Annotated in this window: 19 protein-coding genes and 1 tRNA gene; 12 read left to right on the top strand and 8 right to left on the bottom strand. The window is 69.1% G+C overall.

Annotation, left to right across the window (positions count from 1 at the left end; translation table 11 throughout):
• Positions 1 to 71 precede the first annotated feature (71 nt).
• Together KF941_RS05120 and KF941_RS05125 are read left to right on the top strand one after the other, a co-directional pair.
• Positions 72 to 692, top strand: coding sequence for an FAD-dependent oxidoreductase (locus KF941_RS05120; protein ID WP_240540227.1), 621 nt, complete (start codon positions 72 to 74; stop codon positions 690 to 692).
• Positions 641 to 1,261 carry a metalloregulator ArsR/SmtB family transcription factor gene (locus tag KF941_RS05125; RefSeq protein ID WP_346428960.1) on the top strand — a complete coding sequence of 207 codons (621 nt, stop codon included), beginning with the start codon at positions 641 to 643 and terminating at the stop codon, positions 1,259 to 1,261. Before KF941_RS05120 ends, KF941_RS05125 begins: the two co-directional genes overlap by 52 nt.
• 310 nt (positions 1,262 to 1,571) lie before the next feature.
• Here KF941_RS05125 and KF941_RS05130 read toward each other — a convergent pair.
• Together KF941_RS05130 and KF941_RS05135 are read right to left on the bottom strand one after the other, a co-directional pair.
• A tRNA-Asn gene (locus KF941_RS05130) sits at positions 1,572 to 1,646 on the bottom strand.
• A gap of 93 nt (positions 1,647 to 1,739) precedes the next feature.
• On the bottom strand, positions 1,740 to 2,606 hold the full coding sequence (locus KF941_RS05135; protein ID WP_214272731.1) for an MBL fold metallo-hydrolase: 867 nt from the start codon (positions 2,604 to 2,606) through the stop codon (positions 1,740 to 1,742).
• Positions 2,607 to 2,664: 58 nt separating this feature from the next.
• Between KF941_RS05135 and KF941_RS05140 the strand changes: the two genes are divergently transcribed.
• The 5 genes from KF941_RS05140 (at position 2,665) to dps (ending at position 6,792) form a co-directional block, all read left to right on the top strand.
• Positions 2,665 to 4,002: an ATP-binding protein gene (locus KF941_RS05140; protein WP_036759578.1), complete on the top strand. Its 1,338-nt coding sequence runs from the start codon at positions 2,665 to 2,667 to the stop codon at positions 4,000 to 4,002.
• A 72-nt stretch (positions 4,003 to 4,074) separates the two neighbouring features.
• On the top strand, positions 4,075 to 5,001 hold the full coding sequence (fabD, locus tag KF941_RS05145; RefSeq protein ID WP_214272732.1) for an ACP S-malonyltransferase: 927 nt from the start codon (positions 4,075 to 4,077) through the stop codon (positions 4,999 to 5,001).
• A gap of 64 nt (positions 5,002 to 5,065) precedes the next feature.
• Complete coding sequence (gene fabG, locus KF941_RS05150; RefSeq protein ID WP_072462722.1) at positions 5,066 to 5,803, top strand: 3-oxoacyl-ACP reductase FabG; 738 nt, start codon at positions 5,066 to 5,068, stop codon at positions 5,801 to 5,803.
• A 136-nt stretch (positions 5,804 to 5,939) separates the two neighbouring features.
• On the top strand, positions 5,940 to 6,173 hold the full coding sequence (locus KF941_RS05155) for an acyl carrier protein (RefSeq protein ID WP_011748063.1): 234 nt from the start codon (positions 5,940 to 5,942) through the stop codon (positions 6,171 to 6,173).
• Positions 6,174 to 6,318: 145 nt separating this feature from the next.
• Complete coding sequence (gene dps, locus KF941_RS05160; protein WP_214272733.1) at positions 6,319 to 6,792, top strand: DNA starvation/stationary phase protection protein Dps; 474 nt, start codon at positions 6,319 to 6,321, stop codon at positions 6,790 to 6,792.
• A gap of 55 nt (positions 6,793 to 6,847) precedes the next feature.
• On the opposite strand, the gene KF941_RS05165 is transcribed toward dps, so the two are convergent.
• From KF941_RS05165 to KF941_RS05180, 4 genes are read right to left on the bottom strand one after another with little or no spacing between them, the layout of a single operon-like run.
• On the bottom strand, positions 6,848 to 7,924 hold the full coding sequence (locus KF941_RS05165) for a BMP family ABC transporter substrate-binding protein (protein WP_036759571.1): 1,077 nt from the start codon (positions 7,922 to 7,924) through the stop codon (positions 6,848 to 6,850).
• 23 nt (positions 7,925 to 7,947) lie between these two features.
• Positions 7,948 to 8,838, bottom strand: coding sequence for an ABC transporter permease (locus KF941_RS05170; RefSeq protein ID WP_214272734.1), 891 nt, complete (start codon positions 8,836 to 8,838; stop codon positions 7,948 to 7,950).
• Positions 8,835 to 9,905 carry an ABC transporter permease gene (locus tag KF941_RS05175; RefSeq protein WP_072462719.1) on the bottom strand — a complete coding sequence of 357 codons (1,071 nt, stop codon included), beginning with the start codon at positions 9,903 to 9,905 and terminating at the stop codon, positions 8,835 to 8,837. The genes KF941_RS05170 and KF941_RS05175 overlap by 4 nt, the downstream gene beginning before the upstream one ends.
• Positions 9,892 to 11,406 (bottom strand): ABC transporter ATP-binding protein, encoded by a 1,515-nt coding sequence (locus KF941_RS05180; RefSeq protein WP_116222731.1) that lies wholly within the window; start codon positions 11,404 to 11,406, stop codon positions 9,892 to 9,894. The genes KF941_RS05175 and KF941_RS05180 overlap by 14 nt, the downstream gene beginning before the upstream one ends.
• Before the next feature lie 92 nt (positions 11,407 to 11,498).
• Between KF941_RS05180 and dnaE the strand changes: the two genes are divergently transcribed.
• Entirely contained in the window at positions 11,499 to 14,969 is a 3,471-nt protein-coding gene (gene dnaE / locus KF941_RS05185) for a DNA polymerase III subunit alpha (protein ID WP_214272735.1), read from the top strand.
• Positions 14,970 to 15,027: 58 nt separating this feature from the next.
• Here dnaE and KF941_RS05190 read toward each other — a convergent pair whose 3' ends face one another.
• Positions 15,028 to 15,708, bottom strand: a complete 681-nt coding sequence (locus KF941_RS05190; RefSeq protein WP_036759597.1) for a GntR family transcriptional regulator — start codon at positions 15,706 to 15,708, stop codon at positions 15,028 to 15,030.
• A gap of 216 nt (positions 15,709 to 15,924) precedes the next feature.
• Here KF941_RS05190 and KF941_RS05195 point away from each other — a divergent pair, with 216 nt between their 5' ends.
• Both KF941_RS05195 and KF941_RS05200 read left to right on the top strand, forming a co-directional pair.
• On the top strand, positions 15,925 to 16,167 hold the full coding sequence (locus KF941_RS05195; protein WP_346428961.1) for a proline racemase family protein: 243 nt from the start codon (positions 15,925 to 15,927) through the stop codon (positions 16,165 to 16,167).
• Between the two features lie 15 nt (positions 16,168 to 16,182).
• On the top strand, positions 16,183 to 17,130 hold the full coding sequence (locus tag KF941_RS05200) for an ornithine cyclodeaminase (protein ID WP_214272737.1): 948 nt from the start codon (positions 16,183 to 16,185) through the stop codon (positions 17,128 to 17,130).
• Between the two features lie 4 nt (positions 17,131 to 17,134).
• Here KF941_RS05200 and KF941_RS05205 read toward each other — a convergent pair whose 3' ends face one another.
• Positions 17,135 to 17,599 carry an Lrp/AsnC family transcriptional regulator gene (locus KF941_RS05205; protein ID WP_036759560.1) on the bottom strand — a complete coding sequence of 155 codons (465 nt, stop codon included), beginning with the start codon at positions 17,597 to 17,599 and terminating at the stop codon, positions 17,135 to 17,137.
• Between the two features lie 109 nt (positions 17,600 to 17,708).
• Here KF941_RS05205 and putA point away from each other — a divergent pair, with 109 nt between their 5' ends.
• Together putA and KF941_RS05215 are read left to right on the top strand one after the other, a co-directional pair.
• The gene (gene putA / locus KF941_RS05210; protein ID WP_214272738.1) at positions 17,709 to 21,128 is read left to right on the top strand and encodes a bifunctional proline dehydrogenase/L-glutamate gamma-semialdehyde dehydrogenase PutA; all 3,420 of its coding nucleotides are present in this window, start codon (positions 17,709 to 17,711) and stop codon (positions 21,126 to 21,128) included.
• Positions 21,129 to 21,191: 63 nt separating this feature from the next.
• Complete coding sequence (locus tag KF941_RS05215; protein WP_116222737.1) at positions 21,192 to 22,601, top strand: Glu/Leu/Phe/Val dehydrogenase dimerization domain-containing protein; 1,410 nt, start codon at positions 21,192 to 21,194, stop codon at positions 22,599 to 22,601.
• Positions 22,602 to 22,653 lie beyond the last annotated feature (52 nt).

Raw genomic sequence — 22,653 nt, forward strand, 5'->3', positions numbered from 1 at the left:
GAAATTTCCAGCATCACGCCGGCTGGCCCGTTGATGTAGGCCCGGACCAGAAACATCATCCCGGTCCATCCATGAAAATCATGCCTGTCCATATGGAGCCGACCCGTTCCGGTTGGTTTGCCGCCCTGGGTCCACGGCCCGCAGCCAATCGGTTGAATACTGATATCGCATGCGATTATCTCGTCGTCGGAGGCGGCTGGACGGGGCTCCACTGTGCCCGCCGGCTGGGCGAACTCGCCCCCGACGCACGCGTCGTTCTTGTCGATGCCGGTCGCATCGGCGACGGCGCGGCCGGCCGTTGCGCCGGTTTTGCGATCGATCTGGCGCATAATCCGCGCAACAAGCACTTCGCCGAGGATAAAAAGGGCAACGAGGAGGAGTTCCACGTCAACAGCGAGGGGATCGACTATCTTCGCCAGGCGGTCGAGGAACTGGGGGTCGATTGCGACTGGGACCCTTCGGGCAAATACCACGCCGCGGCGACCGAGCGCGGGCAGAAATGCCTGACCGAGATGTCGGTGGCGCTGAAGCAGATCGGCAAGGAGCACCGCTGGCTCGGCCGGGAGGAAATCCAGGCCCGCACCGGATCGAAACATTATTTCGCGGCGATCCACACTCCCGGCACGCAAGCCTGGCCGAGGTGGCGCAGGCGCTCGGCCATCCGCATCGTCTGGAACTGCTGGAATACCTGACGCAGGGCCGCCGTCCGGTCGAGGAACTGTCCGCGCTGTCGGGCATGTCCTTTGCCAACACCTCGCGGCGTCTGCAGATCCTGCGGCGCGCGCGGCTGGTCGAGATCGAGCGGCGCGGCAAGCATGTGATCTACAGCCTTGCCGGCGATGCCGAGGCGGTGGCGCTCGTCAGCGCGCTCAGCCGGGTGGGAGAGCGCAATATCGCCGAGGTCAACCGCCTGCTGGACGACTATTTCCATGCGCGGGACTCGATGGAGGCGGTGTCGCGCGAAGATCTGGCCCAGCGGATCGAGGCCGGTCTGGTCACGGTGCTGGACGTCCGTCCCGCCGAGGAGTTCGCGCAGGGCCATCTTCCGGGCGCGCGCAATATCCCGTTTTCGGAACTGGACCGGCGGCTGAACGAGCTGCCCAAGGATACCGAGATCATCGCCTATTGCCGCGACCCCTATTGCGTCTTTTCGGTCGAAGCCGTGGCCGCGCTGCGCGCCAGGGGCTTCAGGGCGATGCGGTTGGAGGATGGTTTCGCCGAATGGAAGGCGGCGGGGCTGGCCGTCGAGACGCAGGTTTGAGGACGACGCGGGCCCAGGTGCCTTCATCCTGGCGGATGAACGGGGCAGGCCGCCGGTTTCACGGTTCGCGGCCTCGGTCCCGCTGGCTATCCCGTCGGCGGTGTTTTCCACGGGCCGGCACTTGGCAATGCTGACGGCCTTGCCCGAAGGCGCCTGATCGAATGCGGAAGCTCGGATGACGCGGGGCGCAATGCGCCACCCCGAAACCGCTCGAAACGATCTCGCAATCGCCGCGGATGCTGGCCTCATCCCTGGCGTCGGACAACTGTCCGCAACACCTGAAGGACGCCCTTCATCACCTTGATTTTTATGGCTCCGGCGGTAGGGATCGAACCTACGACCAATTGATTAACAGTCAACTGCTCTACCGCTGAGCTACGCCGGAACACGGGGCGGTGTATAGCCGCGCTCTTCGGGGTCGTCCAGAGGGGTTTGCGCATTTTTTTCACCCATCCGGAAAATCCCCCGCCGGCCCCGGTCAATGCGCGGAAAAGACCGAATCCGAGCCGATCGGGCCGGGGGTCGAGACCGCGCCAAGCTCGGACAGGGCGATCAGATGCGCCAGCACGTTGCGCATCGCCGCCGGAATCATCGCCGGCGGGATGCGGTAGATTCGCCGTGCCAGCGCCTCGGCCGTGGCCGGGCCGTCGCGCAGCGCGGCAAGGATCTGCACCGTGCGCTCGCGCCGATGCGCGGCAAGCTCGGCCAGCCGCGCCGCCGGGTCGCGCACCGCATCGCCATGCGCGGGCAGCAGCACTCGCGCCCCCGCCGAATCGAGCCGCGAGAGCGAACGGAAGTAATCCGCCAGATCGCCGTCCGGCGGCGAGATGATGGTCGAGGACCAGCCCATCACCACGTCGCCGCAAAAGATCGTCTCGTCCTGGCGAAAGGCCAGGTGGCCGGCGAAATGGCCCGGCGTGTGCAGGGCGGTCAGGCGCCATTCGTCGGTCTCGACCGCCGCGCCGTCGGCCAGGGCGACATCGGGGGCGAAGCCGCGGTCCAGCCCCTCGCCGCCGTCGATGGCGCCTTCGCGCGCCAGCCGCTCCATCACCGCCGAGCGGCCCGATTCGGCGGGGCCGAAGCCCAGGATCGGCGCGCCGGTCGCCTGGGCCAGGGCGCGGGCGCCGCCGGAATGGTCCAGATGCGCATGGGTGACGAAGATATGGCTGATGCGGCCCGGCCCCGCGGCGGCCAGGATCGCCCGGCGATGCGCAGCCAGGTCCGGGCCGGGGTCGATCACCGCGATCCGCTCGCGTCCCAGCAGGAAGGTGTTGGTGCCCGGCCCGGTGAAGGGCGAGGGATTGTCGGCGGTGATGATCCGCAGGGCTTTCTCGGCGCTTGTCATGGGGCTAACCTAGCCATGGCAGGGCCCGTATTCCAAGGGCCGGGTGGGGCATGAGGCAATGAATTTCGACTGGCTGAAGCGGACCATGCCGCGCGGGCTTTACGGACGGGCGGCGCTGATCCTGTTCCTGCCGGTCGTGGTGGTGACAATCGTCGTCACCATCATGTTCCTGCAGCGCCATTTCGAGGACGTGACGCGGCAGATGACCTCGGGCATGGCGCATGAGGTCGCGCTGGTCGCGGCCCGGATCGAGGCGGCGCCCGATGTCCAGGCGGCGCGCGATTCGGCCGGCGAGGTGGTCGTGCCGCTGGGGCTGGAGCTGCAGCTGCCGGCCGAGCCGGGCGTGGAATGGCGGGCCTTCTACGACCTGTCGGGCCGCATCGTCATCGCCGAACTGCACGAGCGCGTGCCCGCCGTGCGCGCCGTCGACCTGAGCCACCGGCGCGAGGTGCGGGTGACGCTGCAGGGTCGCTGGGGGCATTACCAGTTGGTGTTTCCGCGCCTGCGGGTCAGCGCCTCGAACCCGCACCAGCTGTTGGTGCTGATGGTGGGCACCTCGCTTCTGATGACGGCGATCGCGACGATCTTCCTGCGCAACCAGCTGCGCCCGATCCGGCGGCTGGCACGCGCGGCCGAGGAATACGGCAAGGGGCGGATCATTTCCTACCGCCCGGCCGGCGCCAGCGAGATCCGCAGCGCCGGCACCGCCTTCCTGGAGATGCGCGCCCGCATCGAGCGCCAGAACGAGCAGCGCAAGCAGATGCTCTCGGGCGTGAGCCACGACCTGCGCACGCCCCTGACGCGGCTGCGGCTGGGCCTGTCGATGCTGAGCCCGGACTATCCGCCCGAACCCGAGGAGATCGCGGCGCTGGAAAGCGACGTGGCGGCCATGGGCACCATGGTCGACGCCTTCCTGGACCATGCCCGCGACGCGGCGCAGGACGCCCCGCCCGAGCCGGTGCCGGCGCTGGATTTCGTGCGCGGCATCGTCGCCGATGCGCAGCGCGGCGGGCAGCGGGTGGTCCTGCATTCGGTCGCGGGCGACGGCGCCGGCCGCGCCACCTTTCGCCGCGACAGCCTGCGCCGCGCCGTCGAGAACCTGATCGGCAATGCCGTGCGCTACGGCGAGCGCGCCGAGGTCGAGGCGGCGCTGGGGCCGAGCTATTTCCGCATTTCGGTCGAGGACGACGGGCCCGGCATCCCGCCCGAGAGGCGCGAGGAGGCGCTGAAGCCCTTTACCCGGCTCGACCCCGCGCGCAACCAGAACCGCGGCCAGGGCGTGGGGCTGGGCCTGTCCATCGCCGCCGACATCGCCCGCGCCCATGGCGGGCAGTTGCGGCTGGGCCAGGGCGAGCGGCTGGGGGGATTGCGGGCCGAGATCGTGATTCCGCGCTGACGGCCGCGGTTGCGGCAAGGGGCGTCGCGGGCTAAGGCTGTCGCAAGGACATAGGACAGAAGGGATTCCGCGATGCGGGCATTCGTATTTCCGGGGCAGGGCGCACAGGTCGTCGGCATGGGGCGCGAGCTGGCCGAGGCCTATCCGGCGGCGCGCGAGGTCTTTGCCGAGGTCGACGAGGCGCTGGGAGAGAGCCTGTCCGACCTGGTCTGGAACGGCGACATCGAGACGCTGACCCTGACCCGGAACGCGCAGCCGGCGCTGATGGCGACCTCGATCGCGGCCTTCCGGGCGCTGGAGGCCGAGGGCTTCGGCATCCGGGACGCGGATTTCGTCGCCGGCCACTCGCTGGGCGAATATTCGGCGCTTTGCGCGGCGGGCGCGCTGAGCCTGGCCGACACCGCGCGGCTGTTGCGCCTGCGCGGCCAGGCCATGCAGGAGGCGGTGCCAGTGGGGCAGGGCGCCATGGCGGCGATCCTGGGCCTGGATTTCGCCGCGGTCGACCAGATCGCGCGCGACGCGGCCGAGGGCGAGGTCTGCCAGGCCGCCAATGACAACGATCCGGCGCAGGTGGTGATCTCGGGGCACAAGGAGGCGGTCGAGCGCGCCGCGGTGCTGGCCAAGGAGCGGGGCGCCAAGCGGGCGCTGATGCTGCCGGTCTCGGCCCCGTTCCATTCGGCGCTGATGCAGCCGGCGGCGGCGGTGATGGCCGAGGCCCTGGCCGCGGTCGAGATCGCCGCGCCGGCCGTGCCGCTGGTGGCCAATGTCCGCGCCGAGCCGGTGACCGAGCCCGGCGCCATCCGCCGGCTGCTGGTCGAGCAGGTGACGGGTGCCGTGCGCTGGCGCGAGTCGGTCGAGTTCCTGGCCGGCGCGGGCGTGACCGAGTTCTGGGAGATCGGCGCCGGCAAGGCGCTGTCGGGCATGATCAAGCGCATCGCCAAGGATGCGGCGGTGCGCAATATCGGTGTCCCGGCGGATATTGCGGCGCTGAAGGCATGAGGGGGCTCTGCCCCCATCCCTGCGGGATTCCCCCGGGGTATTTGGACAACGGAGAAAGAGCGTGATGTTTGATCTGACGGGCAGGAATGCGCTGGTGACCGGGGCGTCGGGCGGGATCGGCGGCGCCGTGGCCGAGGCGCTGCATGCCGCCGGCGCCACCGTGGCGCTGTCGGGCACGCGCGAGGCCCCGCTGCGCGAACTGGCCGAGAGGCTGGGCGGGCGGGCGCATGTGGTCACCGCCAACCTGGCCGATGCGGCGGCGGTCGAGGCCCTGCCCAAGGCGGCGGCCGAGGCGATGGGTTCGGTCGACATCCTGGTCAACAATGCCGGGATCACCCGCGACAACCTGTTCATGCGCATGTCCGACGAGGAATGGGCGCAGGTGCTGGAGGTCAACCTGACCTCGAGCTTCCGGCTGTGCCGGGGCGTCCTGCGCGGCATGATGAAGGCGCGCTGGGGCCGGATCGTGAACATCGGCTCGATCGTCGGCACCACCGGCAATCCGGGGCAGGGCAATTACGCCGCCGCCAAGGCCGGGCTGGTCGGCATGTCGAAGAGCCTGGCCTATGAGGTCGCCTCGCGCGGGATCACCGTGAACTGCGTCGCCCCCGGCTTCATCGAGACGGCGATGACCGGCAAGCTGAACGACGAGCAGAAGGGCCGGATCCTGACGCAGATCCCCGCAGGGCGCATGGGTTCCGCCCAGGAAATCGCCGCCGCCGTGCTGTATCTGGCCAGCCCCGAGGCGGGCTATGTCACCGGCGCCACGCTGCATGTCAACGGCGGCATGGCGATGATCTGAACGTGGTTTATGCGGGTTGCAAGATCACGTTCCCGTGCTATATCCCGCAAACAAGGCCGCAGGGGAACCGCCCTGGGCTCTGACCGGCAATCGCTGGAACATCTGGGCGGATTGCCCGCGAAAACGAGGAAGAGACATGAGCGATATCGCTGATCGCGTGAAGAAAATTGTCGTCGAGCACCTGGGTGTCGATGAAGAGAAGGTCACCGAGACCGCCTCGTTCATCGACGATCTCGGCGCCGATTCGCTGGACACCGTCGAGCTGGTCATGGCTTTCGAGGAAGAGTTCGGCATCGAGATCCCGGACGATGCGGCCGAGACCATCCAGACCTTCGGCGATGCCGTGAAATTCATCCAGGGCGCGGTCTGATCCTGCTCTGACCAGCTTTCGGGGCGGTGCTTTCGGTGGAAAGCGCCGCCCTTTTTCTTTGCCTGCGGCGGTTTGACCCAGCGTCGCGGGGAACCGCCGCAAGGCCCATGTCGTTTCAAGGGCGGACCTGACGAAGGAGAGTTTCATGGCCGTGAATGTCAAAGGGCTCAGCGACAATGCCCGCAAGACCGCAATCGCCGAGCTGAATGTCCGCCTGGCCGACGCCCTGGCGCTGTCGGCGGCGATCAAGCAGGCGCATTGGAACGTCAAGGGCCGCAACTTCATCGCCGTGCATGAGCTGTTCGACACCGTGAAGGCGCGGCTGGACGAGCATGTGGACATGATGGCCGAGCGCGTGCAGGTGCTGGACGGCGTCGCCGTCGGCACGGTCGAGAAGGTGGCCAAGGCCAGCACGCTCAAGGAATACCCGACCGACCTGACCAAGGCCGAGGACCACATCAAGGCCGTCTGCGAGCGCATGCGCGATTATGGCGAGAAGGTGCGCGCCGCCATCAACGCGACCGACGAGGCCGGCGATGCCGATACCGCCGACCTATTCACCGCCGCCTCGCGCACGGCGGACAAGGACCTGTGGTTCCTGGAAAGCCACCTGGAATAGGCTTTCCGCCAGGTGAACCGGGGCCGAGGCCCCGGTGTGCCGCTTGCGCCGCGGCCTATTTCGGCATCGGCGCGGTGATCCCCTCGACATAGAAGTTCATCGAGGAGAGTTCCTGGTCGCTGGCCGTCTGCCCCTCGGCCAGCCAGGCCGAGCCATCCTGCTTGTTCAGCGGCCCGGTGAAGGGGTGGTATTCGCCGGCGGCGATCTTGTCGCGCAGCGCCTCGGCTTCGGCCTTGACCTCGGCGGGGACGGCATCGGTGATCTCGCCGATCACCACCTCGCCGTCGCCGATGCCCAGCCAGACGCCCTGGGATTTCCAGGTGCCGTCCAGCACCTCGCCGACGCGCTTGATGTAATAGGGCTCCCAATTGTCGATGATCGAGGCGAGCCGGGGCTGGGGCGCGAAATTCGCCATGTCCGAGGCCTGGCCGAAGCCGAAGGCGCCCGCTTCCTGCGCCTTGGCCAGCGGCGCGGTCGAGTCGGTGTGCTGCATGAACACGTCCACGCCCTCGGCGATCAGCGCGGCGGCGGCATCGGCCTCTTTCGCGGGGTCGAACCAAGTATAGGCCCAGACCACCTTCATCTCGACATCCGGGTTCACCTTCCTGGCGTGGATATAGGCCGAGTTGATGCCCTGCACGACCTCGGGGATCGGGAAGGAGCCGATATAGCCGATCTTGTTCGACTTGGTCATGCGGCCGGCAATCGTGCCCAGCACCGCGCGGCCTTCGTAGAAGCGGGCGTCGTAGGTGGCGACGTTTTCGGCGGTCTTGTAGCCGGTGGCGTGCTCGAATTTCACATCCGGGAACTTCTTGGCGACGTTGATCGTGGCGTCCATGAAGCCGAAGCTGGTGGTGAAGATCAGCTTATGGCCGGACAGCGCCAGTTGCGTGATGGCGCGCTCGGCATCGGCGCCTTCGGGGACGCTTTCGATATAGGTGGTCTCGACCCGGTCGCCATATTCGCGTTCCACCGCCTGCCGGGCCAGGTCGTGCTGATAGGTCCAGCCGCCGTCGCCCACCGGGCCGACATAGATGAAGCCCACCTTCAGCTTTTCCTCTTGCGCGAAGGCGGGCAGGGCCGTGCTGGCCACCAGCGCCGCGGCGCTGCCAAGAAGGGTTCTGCGTTTCATGTCATGCTCCTTGCAGGTTGTGCCTATTTCAATGCGTGGAAGGGCCGACCCAGGCTGGCGGGGGCCGCGCCCGCGCCCGAGCGGCCGAATTTCTGCCGGGCCGAGATCAGCACCAGCACGAAGATCGTGGCGAGATAGGGCGCCATGGACAGCAGCTGCACCGGCACCGCGACCCCGGCCGCCTGCAGCCGCAGCTGCAAGACGGTGACGCCGCCGAAGAGCCAGGCTCCGGCCAGCACGCCCCAGGGGTTCCATTGCGCAAAGACCACGATGGCCAGCGCGATCCAGCCGGCGCCGGCCGTCATGCCCTCGGTCCATTGCAGCACGGTGGCGATCGAGATATAGGCGCCGCCCATCCCGGCCAGCGCGCCGCCGAAGCCGATGGCAAGGACGCGCATCCGCCGCACCGGATAGCCCAGACCATGGGCGGCGTCGTGGTTTTCGCCCACCGCGCGCAGGATCAGGCCCGGCCGGGTGCGGGCCAGGAACCACCAGACCGCGGGCACCAGCGCGATGCCCAGCCAGATCATCCAGTTCAGGCCCAGCGGGCCGGGCATCATCGCCGGGGCCTTCATCCCCTCATAGGGCTTGCCGAACATCGCGGTCAGGCCCAGGCCGAACAGCGTCAGCGCCAGCCCCGTCGCCACCTGGTTCGACAGCAGGAATTGGGTCAGCGCCGCGAATGTCATGGACACCACCGCACCGGCCAGGGCCGCGGCCAGGAAGCCCAGGGCGGGGCTGCCGCTGGCATGGGCGGCGGCGAAACCGGCCAGCGCGCCGGTGATCATCATGCCCTCGACGCCCAGGTTCAGCACGCCCGCGCGCTCGACCACCAATTCGCCAAGCGCGGCGAACAGGATCGGCGTCGCGGCGCCGAGCAGCAGGATGAAGACGGAAAGCGGGTCGATCATCATGCGCGCCTCCGAATGCGGTAGCGGGTCAGAAGGTCGAAGCCGAGCAGGAAGAACAGAAGCATCCCCTGAAAGACCTGCACCGTCGCCGCGGGCAGGTTCAGCATCATCTGCGCCAGCTCGCCGCCGATATAGGTCAGCGCCATGAGCAGTCCCGCCAGCAGGATGCCCAGCGGATGCAGCCGGCCCAGGAAGGCCACGATGATCGCGGTAAAGCCGTAGCCCGAGCCGAAGCTTTCGGTGATCTGCCCGGCCGGGCCCGCGACCTCGAAGAGACCCGCCAGCCCCGCCAGCGCGCCCGAGACGCCCAGGCACAGCGCCACCAGCCGCTCGGGGCGGACGCCGGCAAAGCGGGCGGCGCGGGGGGCGGCGCCGGCGGTGCGGATGTGAAAGCCCAGGACATGGCGCGACATGACGAACCAGGTCGCCGCAAGGGCCAGGATCGCCGCCACGCCGCCCCAATGCAGGCCGGAATTGGCGATGAGTTCGGGGTTCGAGGCGGGCTCGTATTGCTGCAGGTTGCGCGAGCCGGGAAAGTTGAAGCCCTCGGGGTTCTTCATCGGGCCGAAGGCCATCCAGGCCGCGATGCGCTGCGCGACATAGACCAGCATCAGCGAGACCAGGATCTCGGACGCGCCGAACCAGTTGCGCAGCAGCGCCGGGACCATGCCCCAGGCCCAGCCGCCCGCCGCGCCGGCCAGGATCATCGCCGGAAAGATCCAGAAGGCGTCCAGCGGATAGGCGGCCAGCGCCACCGCCGCGCCGCAGATGGCGCCGATGATGTATTGCCCCTCGGCGCCGATGTTCCAGATCCCGGCGCGGAACCCCAGCGCCAGGCCCGAGGCGATCAGGATCAGCGGCCCGGCCTTGACCAGAAGCTGCGGACGCGAATAGCCGGCGGCGGGGCCGAACAGCGGATCCCAGAAGATGGTGCGGATCGCGGCCAGCGGGTCGAAGCCCATGGCGGCGAACAGCCCGCCGCCGACCACCATCGTGGCCAGGACGGCCAGGATGGGCGTCGCGACCTGCCAGAGCAGCGGGGCGCTGGCGCGGGGCTCAAGCCGGAACATGCGCCACCTCCATGCCATGGGCGCCGCCCAGCATCAGCCCGATCTCCTCGACCGTCAGCCCCTCGGTCGGGCGGGGCGCGGACAGCCGGCCCTGGTTCAGGGCGCAGAAGCGGTCCGAAAGCTCCAGCAATTCGTCCAGGTCCTGGCTGATGACGATCAGCCCCGCGCCCTGCGCCGCCAGGTCCAGCAGCGCCTGGCGGATGGCGGCGGCGGCGCCGGCATCGACGCCCCAGGTCGGCTGGTTGACGACCAGCACCCGCGGCCGGCCCAGCACCTCGCGGCCGATGACGAATTTCTGCAGATTGCCGCCCGACAGCGCGCCGGCTGCGGTATCCGGGCCGGGGGTGCGCACGTCGAAGGCGCGGATCACCTCTTGCGCGAAACCCGTGGCGGCCTTGCGGTCGATCAGCCCGCGGCGGATCAGGCCCTGCCGGGCGCCTGCGGTCAGCAGCGTGTTTTCCGCCAGGCTGAACTCGGGCACGGCGGCATGGCCCAGCCGGTCCTCGGGCGCGGCCAGCAGGCCGGCGCGGCGCCGCGCCTCGGGGCCGGCGCGGGACAGGTCGCGGCCCTCCAGCGCGACGGTGCCGGGGGCGGTCAGCGTCTCGCCCGACAGCGCCGAGAGCAGTTCCTCCTGCCCGTTGCCGGCGACGCCGCCGATGCCCAGGATCTCGCCCGAGCGCAGGGTCAGGCCGATCTGCTTCAGCGCCATGCCCTCGCCGCCCGGCGTCGAAAGGCCGCGGACCTCCAGCACCGGGGCGGCGGGCTTGCGGCCGGAACGGTCCACCAGCCGCATCTCGGCCCCGACCATCATCGCCGCCAGTTCGCGGGCGGAATGGGCGCGCGGATCGACCGTGCCCACCAGCTTGCCCTGGCGCAGGATGGTGGCGCGGTCGCAATGGCTGCGGATCTCTTCCAGCTTGTGGCTGATATACAGGATCGCCGTGCCGGCCCCGGCCAGTTGCCGCAGGGTGGCGAACAGGATCTCGGCCTCCTGCGGGGTCAGGACCGAGGTCGGCTCGTCCATGATCAGCAGCCGCGGGTTCTGCAGCAGGCAGCGCAGGATCTCGACCCGCTGCCGCTCGCCCGCCGAAAGGCTGGCGATGCGGCGGGCGGGGTTCAGCGGCAGGCCGTAGCCCTGCGACAGCTCGGCGATGCGGCGGGCAAGCTCGGGCCGGGGCGGCGGATTCTCCATCCCCAGCGCGATGTTTTCCGCAACCGTCATCGCGTCGAACAGGCTGAAATGCTGGAACACCATGGCGACGCCCGCGGCACGGGCCGCGCGCGGGTCATGCGGCGCGTAAGGCGCGCCCAGCAGCGCCATCTGCCCCTCGTCCGGCCGCACGAGGCCATAGATCATCTTGACCAGCGTGGACTTGCCCGCGCCGTTCTCGCCCAGAAGGGCGTGGATCTCGCCCGCCTCGACCCCGAACGAGATGTCGTCATTGGCGCGCACGCCGGGATAGGTCTTGCCCAGGCCCTCGGCCCGGAAAACATTCGTCACTGTCGCGCGCCTCGCTGCTTTTTGCGCAAGATTAGCGGTTTTCCGCCGAGGGGCAATTGCACAGTTGGGCAGGTCGCCCCTAGATTGGCGCCATGCCTGAAAATTCCCCCCGATTCATCCACCTGCGCACCCATTCCGAACATTCGCTGCTGGAAGGCGCGGTGCCGGTCAAGAAACTCGCCGATCTCGCGGCGCAGAACGGCATGCCCGCCGTGGCGCTGACCGACAGCAACGCCTTGTTCGCGGCGCTGGAATTTTCGGTCAAGGCCCAGGACGCGGGGGTGCAGCCGATCATCGGCTGCCAGGTCACGCTGGCGGCTGATGTCACCGGCCCGGTGGTGCTGCTGGCGCAGAACGAGGCCGGCTGGCTGAACCTGATGGCGCTTTCGACCTGCCTTTACCTGCGCGACGACCACGCCTTGCCGCATGTGACGGTCGAGGAACTGGAAGCCCATGCCGAGGGGCTGATCTGCCTGACCGGCGCCGCCGGCGGCCCGCTGGGCCAGCTGGTGCTGCAAGGCCGGCAGGCCGAGGCGCGCGCGCTGGCGGAAAGGCTCGCCGCCGCCTTCCCGACCCGGCTTTACGTCGAACTGCAACGCCATCACGACGCCGAGGGCCAGCCGGTCCCCGAAGAGGCGGGTTCCGAAGGCGGCATGATCGACATCGCCTATGCGCTGGACCTGCCGCTGGTCGCGACCAACGACGTCTATTTCCCCAAGCCCGAGCTTTTCGACGCCCATGACGCGCTGATCTGCATCTCAGAACGCGCCTATGTCGACCAGACCGCGCCGCGCCGCCGGCTGACGCCGCAGCATTACTTCAAGTCCGCGGCCGAGATGGCGACCCTGTTCGCCGACCTGCCCGAGGCGGTGCAGAACACCGTCGAGATCGCCCGCCGCTGCGCCTTTGCCGTCAAGAAGCACAAGCCGATCCTGCCGCGCTTTGCGGATGACGAGGTCGAGGAACTGCGCCGCCAGGCCTGGGACGGCTTGCGCGCCCGGCTGGCGGTGATCCCGCATTCCGCCTCGGTCGAGGAATACGAGAAGCGGTTGCGCTTCGAGCTGGGCATCATCGAGCAGATGGGCTTTCCCGGCTATTTCCTGATCGTGGCCGATTTCATCAAATGGGCCAAGGAACACGGCATCCCGGTGGGGCCCGGCCGGGGCTCGGGCGCGGGTTCGCTCGTCGCCTATGCTCTGACGATTACCGACCTTGATCCAATACGTTACAGCCTGCTCTTCGAGCGGTTCCTGAACCCGGAGCGGGTGTCGATGCCCGACTTCGACATCGACTTCTGCATGGATCGCCGCGAGGAGGTGATCCAATACGTGCAAGAGAAATACGGCCGCGACAAGGTGGGCCAGATCATCACCTTCGGCGCGCTTTTGTCCAAGGCGGCGGTGCGCGACGTGGGAAGGGTGCTGCAGCTGCCCTTCGGACAGGTGGACCGGCTTTCCAAGATGATCCCGGTCGAAGGGGTCAAGCCGGTCAGCGTCACCAAGGCGCTGGCCGACGAGCCGCGCCTGCGCGAGGCCGCGCGCGAAGAGGTCGTCGGCCGCCTGCTGGACTATGCCGCCAAGATCGAGGGGCTGCTCAGGAACGCCTCGACCCATGCCGCCGGCGTGGTGATCGGCGACCGGCCGCTGCACCGGCTGGTGCCGCTTTACCGCGACCCGGCCTCCGACATGCCGGCCACGCAGTTCAACATGAAATGGGTCGAGCAGGCGGGGCTGGTCAAGTTCGACTTCCTGGGCCTCAAGACGCTGACGGTGATCCAGAACGCCGTGGACCTGATCAACGCGGGCGGCCGGCCGCTGCATGTCGCGGCCGACGGTCGGGTGCTTTACGAGCCGGCGAAAGGGGCCGAGAACCAGATCAACGCCATCCCGCTGGACGACAAGCCCAGCTACGACCTGTTCGCCAGCGCCCGCACGGTCGCGGTGTTCCAGGTCGAAAGCTCGGGCATGATGGACGCGCTGCGGCGCATGAAGCCCACCTGCATCGAGGACATCGTGGCGCTGGTGGCGCTGTATCGCCCCGGCCCGATGGAGAACATCCCGACCTATTGCGAGGTGAAGAACGGCCTGCGACCCCTTGAATCCATTCATCCTTCCATCGACCATATCCTGGCCGAAACCCAGGGCATCATCGTCTACCAGGAACAGGTGATGCAGATCGCGCAGGTCATGGCCGGCTATTCGCTGGGCGGCGCCGACCTGCTTCGCCGCGCGATGGGCAAGAAGATCGCCGAAGAGATGGCCAAGGAGCGGCCCAAGTTCGTCGAAGGCTGCAAGGCGCAGGGAATCGACGCGAAGAAGGCCGGAGAGGTCTTTGACCTGCTTGAGAAATTCGCGAACTACGGCTTCAACAAATCCCATGCCGCGGCCTATGCCGTGGTCAGCTACCAGACCGCCTGGCTGAAGGCGAACCACCCGGTCGAGTTCATGGCCGCGGTGATGAACTGCGATATCCACCTGACCGACAAGCTCGCCGTCTACAAGCGCGAGGCCGACCGCATGGTGATCGAGACGGTCGCGCCCTGCGTCAACCGCTCCGAAGCCATGTTCAGCGTCAAGGAGGGCAAGATCGTCTATGCCCTTGGCGCGCTGAAGGGCGTGGGGGTCGAGGCGATGAACCTGATCGTGCAGGCCCGCGGCGACCGGCCCTTTGCCGACATGCAGGACTTTGCCCGCCGGGTGGACATGCGCCGCGTCGGCAAGCGGCCGCTGGAGATGCTGGCCCGCGCCGGCGCCTTCGACGCGCTCGAGCCGAACCGCGCCCGCGTGCTGAAGGCGCTGGACGGGCTGGTGGCCTGGTCGGCGGCGGTGCAGGAGGCGGCGGCCTCCAGCCAGTCCTCGCTTTTCGGCGGGGGCGAGGATCTGCCGCCGCCGCGCCCGGTCGCCGCGCCCGTGTGGATGCCGGCCGAGAAACTGGCCGAGGAACATGCGGCCGTGGGCTTCTACCTGTCCGGTCATCCGCTGGACGACTACCAGCCGGCGCTGCGCCGCAAGGGGGTGCAGACGCTCGCCGAGGTGACGCAGGCGGCGCAGGACGGCGCGCTGGTGGCGCAACTGGCCGGCACCGTGGCGCACCGGCAGGAAAAGAAATCCGCCCGCGGCACCCGTTTCGCCTTTGTCGGCCTGTCCGACCCGACCGGGCTTTACGAGGTCACGGTGTTTTCCGACACGCTGGATGCGCATCGCCAGCACCTGGAGCCGGGCGAGAACGTGGTCTTGCAGGTGCAGGTCGAGCCTTCGGGCGACCAGGTCAAGCTGCTGGCGCGCTCGGTCATGCCGCTGGATCAGGCGGTGGCCGATGCCGGCGCGAACCGCCTGGCGGTCGAGATCGCCGGGCTGGACGCCGTCCCCGCCGTCGCCGAGGCGCTGGAGCGCATCCTGGCCGAGCTGAACGTGCCGCCGCGCGCCCGCGGCCCCATCGCGCTGCGGCTGAAGGACGGGGCCGACCTGGTGGATATCGAGATCGCCGAGGACGTGCCGCTGACCACGCCCGCCCGCCAGGCCCTGCGCGTGATCCCCGGCGTGCTGGAGGTGCTGGAGGAATAGGCGGCCGAAGCTGCCGGGGCGTTCCCGGCCCGGCCATGTGCAAGCCGTGCCGTGGCCGTCAGCTTGCGCCCTTGCCGGCCGGCAGGTGGTGCAGCAGCGAGGAACAGGCGCCCATGATATGGGCATAGACCAGCTCGCCCGCCCTTTCCGCATCGCCGGCCCGGCAGGCGGCAAGGATCTCGCGATGCTCGCGGTCGGCGGTGCCTTGCCCGTGCGACAGGGACAGCTGGATGCGCAGATAGCGTTCCAGCCGGTCGTTCACCGCGCGGATCGTGCTGACCAGGAACGGGCGCTGCGCATCCAGATAGAGGCGGCTGTGGAACTGCCAGTTCAGCGCCGACCATTGCGCCACATCGGTTTCCCTGGCGAAGGCGTCGCAGAAAGCCTGGGCCTCGGCAAAGGTTTCGGGCGTCATATGCGGCACCGACAGCCGGATGGCGTTCGATTCGAGGATGGCGCGGGTTTCGAAGATCTGGGCGATCTCGGGTTCGGAGACCGCGGTGACGATGGCGCCCTTGTTGCGCTGGAACTCGACCAGGCCCTCGGCCTCCAGCCGCTTCAGCGCCTCGCGCACCGGGATCTTGCTGACGTTGAACATCCTGGCGACATCGTCCTGGCGGATCGGCTCGCCCTCGTCCAGCGAGCCGTCGGCGATGGAATCGCGGATGAATTTCAGGATGATGTCCGAGGCGGTGGGCGCCTTGCCAAGGTTGGGAACCTCTGCGTCCTTGAATGGCATTCCGCTCTCCCGCAATTCCGCGGCCTCGGCCGCCCGCGAAAGATATGGTAGCCGATATTCGGCCGCAAGGGATGGGCGCGCCCCAGCCGCTTGACAGGTCGGGGCGGAACCGGCAGGCTGGGTTTGGAATATGGTATACAAAATACAACCCCAAACCCGTTCCCCGGATCGAGGAAAAGATGCGCAGCTCCAGACTCGTGCATGTCGTGTCCTGCCATGCGGAAGGCGAGGTCGGCGACGTCATCGTCGGCGGGGTGGCCCCGCCGCCCGGCGAGACGGTCCGGGACCGAGTTCCATTGCCGCATCGACGGCGAAACCGAGGTGAACGGCAGGCCGGCGATCAGCCCGACCATCTCGGGCCTCGCCTGGGTCGTGGGCACCCGGCAGTTGATGGTCGATCCCGCCGACCCCTTCCAGGGCGGCTATCGCCTGTCGGATACCTGGCCGATGGACATGTGACGGAGGCATGACACGATGACGGGCGCGAAGGTTCCGCAATTCCTGTCCTACGCGGCCGCGATCGGCCGGCTAAGCTGGGCCGATGCCGTCGAGGCGCTGCGGCAGGGCCATGCGCTGCCCCTGGCCGAGATCCGCGACGTGTTCCTGGGCCCGCCGACCGGCACGATGATGAGCCGCTCGGCCTTCATCGAGGGGCTGGGCTACGGGGCCAAGACCTTCACCGTCTGCGACGGCAATGCGGCCAAGGGACTGCCCACGGTGCAGGGCGCGATGCTGGTCTTCGACAAGGATACGGGCGCGCTGCAGGCCATCGTGGACAGCCCGCTCGTGACCGAGATCAAGACCGCCGCCGATTCCGTCCTGGGCGCCAGCCTGCTGGCGCGGCCGGACAGCCGGCACCTGCTGGTCGTCGGCGCGGGCACGGTCGCGGCCAGCCTGGTCAGGGCCTATACCGCGGTGCTGCCGGGGATCGAGCGCGTCTCGGTCTGGTCGCGCCGGCCGGAGCAGGCGCAGGCGCTGGTGGCCGGGCTGGGCGGCGTCACAGCCGATCTCCAGCCGGTGCCGGACCTGCGCGCGGCGGTCGGGCAGGCCGACATCGTCTCGGCCGCCACCATGGCGCGGCAGCCGGTGATCCTGGGCGACTGGGTCCGGCCCGGCACCCATGTCGACCTGATCGGCGCCTTCAAGGCCGACATGCGCGAGGCCGACGATGCGCTGATGGCCAAGGCCGCGCTGTTCGTGGACAGCCGCGCGACCACGCTGGGCCATATCGGCGAGCTGACGATGCCCATCGCCTCGGGCGCGATCACGGCCGAAAGCGTGCTGGGCGACTTCTACGACCTGCTGCGCCCCGGTGCCCGCCGGCGCCGCTCGGATGACGAGATCACCGTGTTCAAGAACGGCGGCGGCGCGCATCTGGACCTGATGATCGCGTCCTGGATCGCGCGGGTGATGGCGGCGTAAGCGGTCAGCCCAGGCGAAAGTTCTGCTCGACCACCGCCTCCATCGAGACATGGCTCGAGGTGTTGCTGACATGGGGCAGGGTCGAGATCTTCTCGGCCAGGATGCGGCGGAAATCGGCCATGTCGCGCGAGCGCACCTTCATCAGGTAGTCGCAGCCGCCGGCGATCATGTAGCATTCCTCGACCTCGGGAATGGCGCGGACGGCGGCGTTGAACTGCTGCAGCGCATGTTCGCGGGTGTCGTTCATGCTGACCTCGACATAGGTCACATGGGTCAGGCCCAGCTTCAGGGGCGACAGGATGGCGCGATAGCCGGTGATCAGGCCGATCTCTTCCAGATGCCGGATGCGCTGCGCCACCGGGGTCTTGGACAGCCCGACCCGGCGCGCCAGTTCGGCGATGGGGATGCGCGCGTTCTGCGTCAGCTCCGCCAGGATCTTGCGGTCCTGCGTGTCCAGATCCGGGTCCATACTGAAAATCGCCTCGAATTTGTTCCATCGGCCTACCCGGTGGCCGATATTCAGGCGCACCGCCTGGCAGCCATCTGGTATTCCTGTCCTATCGAATAAGGAGATCGGCATGATACGTGTCAACCCCACCGAGCTTTCCGACGCGTTTTCCACCCAGGCGAAATTCGCCGACGAGGCGGAACTGCTGAACCGGCTGGTCGCGCAGGCCGCGCTGAGCCCCGAGGCCCGCGCCGCCATCACCGGTCGCGCCGCCGACCTGGTGCGCCGCATCCGCGCCGAGGCCAAGCCGACGATGATGGAGCATTTCCTGGCCGAATACGGCCTGTCCACGCGCGAGGGCGTGGCGCTGATGTGCCTGGCCGAGGCGATGCTGCGCGTCCCCGACCGCATGACCATCGACGCGCTGATCGAGGACAAGATCGCGCCCTCGGACTGGGGCCGGCACCTGGGCGAGGCGTCCTCGTCGCTGGTCAACGCCTCGACCTGGGCGCTGATGCTGACCGGCAAGGTGCTGGACGACGACCAGGGCGGCATCGCCGGCACCCTGCGCGGCGCCGTGCGGCGGCTGGGCGAGCCGGTGATCCGCGCCGCCGTCGGCCGGGCGATGAAGGAAATGGGCCGGCAGTTCGTGCTGGGCGAGACCATCCAGAAGGCGCTGGAGCGCGCCAGGCAGCGCGAGGCGCAGGGCTTTACCTACAGCTACGACATGCTGGGCGAGGCGGCGATGACCGGGCTCGATGCCGCGCGCTATGCCCGCGCCTATGCCGACGCCATCGCCGCCATCGCCAGGGCTTGCGACAAGGGCTCGGTCGAGATGAACCCCGGCATCTCGATCAAGCTTTCGGCGCTGCATCCGCGCTATGAGGTGGCGCAGGAAACCCGCGTCATGGCCGAGCTGGTGCCGGTGGTGCTGTCGCTGGCCCGCCAGGCCAAGGCCGCCGGCATGGGCATGAACATCGACGCCGAGGAACAGGACCGGCTGGTGATCTCGCTGAAGGTGATCGAGGCGGTGCTGTCGGACCCCTCGCTGGCCGGCTGGGACGGGTTCGGCGTGGTGGTGCAGGCTTACGGCAAGCGCGCGGGCCAGGTCATCGACTGGCTTTACACCACCGCCGAGCGGCTGGACCGGCGCATCATGGTGCGGCTGGTCAAGGGCGCCTATTGGGACACCGAGATCAAGCGCGCCCAGGTCGAGGGTTTCGACGGCTTCCCGCTGTTCACCAGCAAGGTCGCGACCGACGTCAGCTATATCGCCCATGCCCGCAAGCTGATCGGCTATGCCGACCGCATCTATCCGCAATTCGCCACCCATAACGCCCAGACCGTCGCGGCGATCCTGGAAATGGCCGGCGACATCCCCTTCGAGTTCCAGCGCCTGCATGGCATGGGCGAGCGGCTGCACGACATCGTGCTGCGCGACTATAACGGCCGCTGCCGCATCTATGCCCCGGTCGGCGCGCATCGCGACCTGCTGGCCTATCTGGTGCGGCGCCTGCTAGAGAATGGCGCGAACAGCAGCTTCGTGCATCAGATCGTGGACGAATCCGTCTCGCCCGAGGAAGTCGCGCGCGACCCGTTCGAGGCGCTGGCCGGCGCCCGTCCGCCAGCCGGGCTGGCCGCGCCCGCGGCGATCTTCGGCGAGGCCCGGCGCAATTCGCAGGGCTTCGACCTGAGCGACGAGGCGACGCTGGCCCGGATCGAGGCCGCCCGCAACGGCCCGGTGCCGGATACGGCGCCGCTGACCGTCTCTGCCGGCTCGGGCACGCGGGTCGCGGTCGCGAACCCGGCCACGGGCGAGCTGGTCGCCCATGTGACCGAGGCCGATGCCGAGACCGTCGCCCGCGCCATCGACGACGCCCGGCCCTGGGACGCGCCCGCCGCCACCCGCGCCGCGGTGCTGCGCCGTACCGCCGACCTTTACGAGGCGCATTTCGGCCCGATCTTCGCCGCCCTGGCGCGCGAGGCGGGCAAGACCCTGCCCGATTGCGTGGGCGAATTGCGCGAGGCCGCCGATTTCCTGCGCTATTACGCCGCCGAGGGCGAAGGGGCGACCGGCCGGCCGCGCGGCGTGATCGCGGCGATCAGCCCCTGGAACTTTCCGCTGGCGATCTTTACCGGCCAGATCGCCGCGGCGCTGATGGCGGGCAATGCCGTGCTGGCGAAGCCGGCCGAGCAGACGCCGCTGGTCGCCGCCATCGCCGTGCGGCTGCTGCACGAGGCCGGCGTTCCGGCCGGCGCGCTGCAGCTGCTGCCGGGGCAGGGCGGCACGGTGGGGGCGGCGCTGACCGCGGATTCGCGGATCAACGGCGTGGTCTTCACCGGCTCGACCGAGACGGCGCAGACCATCGCCCGCGCCATGGCCGAGCACATGGCCCCCGGCACGCCGCTGATCGCCGAGACCGGCGGGCTGAACGCGATGATCGTCGATTCCACCGCGCTGCCGGAACAGGCGGTGCGCGACATCGTCGCCTCGGCCTTCCGCTCGGCCGGGCAGCGCTGCTCGGCGCTGCGCTGCCTTTACGTGCAGGAGGACATCGCCCCGCACCTGATCGCCATGATCAAGGGCGCCATGGACGAGCTGCGGCTGGGCGATCCCTGGCGGCTTTCGACCGATGTCGGCCCGGTGATCGACGCCGAGGCGCAGGCCGGCATCGAGCGCTACCTGGAGAGCAAGGCGAACCGCATCCTGCATCGCATCTGGGCACCGAAGCAGGGCCATTTCATCGCCCCCGTGCTGCTGCGGGTCGAGGGCATCGACGACCTGGAACGCGAGGTCTTCGGCCCGGTCCTGCATGTCGCGACCTTCCGTGCCGGCGAGCTGGAGCGCGTCGTCGCCGCGATCAACGCGCGCGGCTTCGGCCTGACCTTCGGGCTGCACACCCGCATCGATTCGCGCGTGCAGGAGGTGTCGGACGCCATCCATGCCGGCAATATCTACGTCAACCGCAACCAGATCGGCGCGGTGGTGGGCAGCCAGCCCTTTGGCGGCGAGGGGCTGTCGGGCACCGGGCCGAAGGCGGGCGGCCCGCTTTACCTGCCGCGCTTCTTCGCGCCGGCCGAGCCCGCGGCCCCGGCGGGCGGCTGGCGGGGCCCGGCCGACGAGGCGCGGCTGCGCGGCGCGCTGTTCGCCACCGTCCCAACAAGGATCGACGAGCGGCTGATGCCCGGCCCCACGGGCGAGTTGAACCGGCTTTCCGCGCATAGCCGGCCGCCGGTCCTTTGCCTCGGCCCCGGCCCGCAGGCGGTGGCGGCGCAGGTGGCGGCGGTCCAGGCGCTCGGTGGCCAGGCCGTCGGCGCCGAGGGCGAGTTGCCGCCCGAGGCGCTGACCCGGCTGCCGCAGCTTTCGGCGGTGCTGTGGTGGGGCGACGAGGCGCAGGGCCGCGCCTATGCCCGCGCGCTGGCTGGGCGTGCAGGCGCCATCGTGCCGCTGATCGGCGCCATGCCCGACCTCGCCCATGTCGCGCATGAACGCCACCTTTGCGTGGACACCACCGCCGCGGGCGGCAACGCCGCGCTGCTGGCCGGCTGAGATGACCGCAGGGGGCCCGCCGCGGCCCCCTGTTTTCCAGAAAGAGCCCGGAGGAGGCGTTCCATGAGCAATCAATCATTCCTGGCCGATGTGAACGAGATGTTCGACGTCGCGGCCTCGCGCTGCGACCTGCCCGAGGGGCTGGCCGAGAAGATCAAGGTCTGCAACGCGACCTATGTCACCCGCTTCGGCGTGCGGCTGCGCGGGCGCATGCATACCTTCACCGGCTGGCGCGCCGTCCATTCTACGCATAGCCGCCCGGCCAAGGGCGGCATCCGCTTTGCCCCCAATGCCGACCAGGACGAGGTCGAGGCGCTGGCGGCGCTGATGACCTACAAATGCGCGCTGGTGCGGCTGCCCTTCGGCGGCTCCAAGGGGGCGCTGAAGATCGACCCCGCCGACTGGACCGAGACCGAGCTGGAAAAGATCACCCGCCGCTTCGCGCAGGAGCTGATGGCGCATGAATTCCTCAGCTCGGCCGCCAACGTGCCGGCACCGGACATGGGCACGGGCGAGCTGAACATGATGTGGATCGCCGACGAATACCGCCGCGCCCGCCCGCAGGACATCAACGCGCTGGGTTGCGTCACCGGCAAGCCGGTCGGCGGCGGCGGCATCGAGGGCCGCACCGAGGCCACCGGCCGCGGCGTGCAATACGCGATCCGCGAATTCTTCCGCCACCCCGCCGACCGCGCCCGCGCCGGCTTCCAGTCCGAGATCCTGTCCGGCCTGACCTGCGTGGTGCAGGGCCTTGGAAACGTGGGCTTCCACGCCGCCAAGTTCCTGTCGCAGGAGGACGGGGTGCGCATCGTCACGGTGATCGAGCGGACGGGCGTGGTGCGCAACCCCGACGGCATCGACATCGACGCGCTCAAGGCGCATCTGGTCCAGACCGGCTCGGTCGAGGGCTTTGCCGGCGGCGCGGTCAGCCCGCCCGACATGGGGGCGCTGGCCGACGATTGCGACATCCTGATCCCCGCCGCGGCCGAGGGCGCGATCACGGGCGAAAATGCCGCCGCCATCAAGGCGGCGCTGATCGTCGAGGCCGCCAACGGCCCCACGACCAAGGCCGCCGACACCATCCTGCGCCAGGCCGGCAAGATCATCCTGCCCGACCTCTTCGCCAATGCCGGCGGCGTGGTGGTGTCCTATTTCGAATGGGTGAAGAACCTCAGCCACATCCCCTTCGGCCTGATGGAACGGCGGCTGGAAGAGGACGAGCACCGGCTGCTTGCGCGCTCGCTCGAGCAGATGACCGGCCGGGACTTTCCCAGCGAGCATGCCCGCTTCCTGGAGGCGCGCAGCGAGATCGCGCTGGTCCGCTCGGGCCTCGACGACATCATGCGCGCCGCCTATCGCCGGATGAGCGCGCTGTGGAACCGCCCCGACGGCAGCTACCCGGACCTGCGCACCGCCGCCTACGTGCTGGCCATCGACGAGGTGGCACAGGCCTACAAGGCCATCGGGCTTTAGCCGCCGGGCCGGGGTGTCCATCGGCCCGGTCCTGCGGCCAAGGGGGAAACCG

The sequence above is a fragment of the Paracoccus sp. pheM1 genome (assembly GCF_018499825.1).
GTDB classification, from domain to species: Bacteria; Pseudomonadota; Alphaproteobacteria; order Rhodobacterales; family Rhodobacteraceae; genus Paracoccus; species Paracoccus versutus.

Bases quoted from the DNA above. Each gene is read 5' to 3' on its own strand.
- putA (WP_214272738.1), top strand. From the start codon at position 17,709: ATGATACGTGTCAACCCCACCGAGCTTTCCGACGCGTTTTCCACCCAG.
- KF941_RS05215 (WP_116222737.1), top strand. From the start codon at position 21,192: ATGAGCAATCAATCATTCCTGGCCGATGTGAACGAGATGTTCGACGTC.
- KF941_RS05205 (WP_036759560.1), bottom strand. From the start codon at position 17,599: ATGGACCCGGATCTGGACACGCAGGACCGCAAGATCCTGGCGGAGCTG.
- KF941_RS05170 (WP_214272734.1), bottom strand. From the start codon at position 8,838: ATGATGATCGACCCGCTTTCCGTCTTCATCCTGCTGCTCGGCGCCGCG.
- KF941_RS05155 (WP_011748063.1), top strand. From the start codon at position 5,940: ATGAGCGATATCGCTGATCGCGTGAAGAAAATTGTCGTCGAGCACCTG.
- fabD (WP_214272732.1), top strand. From the start codon at position 4,075: ATGCGGGCATTCGTATTTCCGGGGCAGGGCGCACAGGTCGTCGGCATG.
- KF941_RS05140 (WP_036759578.1), top strand. From the start codon at position 2,665: ATGAATTTCGACTGGCTGAAGCGGACCATGCCGCGCGGGCTTTACGGA.
- KF941_RS05190 (WP_036759597.1), bottom strand. From the start codon at position 15,708: ATGCCATTCAAGGACGCAGAGGTTCCCAACCTTGGCAAGGCGCCCACC.
- KF941_RS05195 (WP_346428961.1), top strand. From the start codon at position 15,925: ATGCGGAAGGCGAGGTCGGCGACGTCATCGTCGGCGGGGTGGCCCCGC.
- KF941_RS05200 (WP_214272737.1), top strand. From the start codon at position 16,183: ATGACGGGCGCGAAGGTTCCGCAATTCCTGTCCTACGCGGCCGCGATC.
- KF941_RS05120 (WP_240540227.1), top strand. From the start codon at position 72: ATGAAAATCATGCCTGTCCATATGGAGCCGACCCGTTCCGGTTGGTTT.
- dps (WP_214272733.1), top strand. From the start codon at position 6,319: ATGGCCGTGAATGTCAAAGGGCTCAGCGACAATGCCCGCAAGACCGCA.
- dnaE (WP_214272735.1), top strand. From the start codon at position 11,499: ATGCCTGAAAATTCCCCCCGATTCATCCACCTGCGCACCCATTCCGAA.
- KF941_RS05165 (WP_036759571.1), bottom strand. From the start codon at position 7,924: ATGAAACGCAGAACCCTTCTTGGCAGCGCCGCGGCGCTGGTGGCCAGC.
- KF941_RS05175 (WP_072462719.1), bottom strand. From the start codon at position 9,905: ATGTTCCGGCTTGAGCCCCGCGCCAGCGCCCCGCTGCTCTGGCAGGTC.
- fabG (WP_072462722.1), top strand. From the start codon at position 5,066: ATGTTTGATCTGACGGGCAGGAATGCGCTGGTGACCGGGGCGTCGGGC.
- KF941_RS05135 (WP_214272731.1), bottom strand. From the start codon at position 2,606: ATGACAAGCGCCGAGAAAGCCCTGCGGATCATCACCGCCGACAATCCC.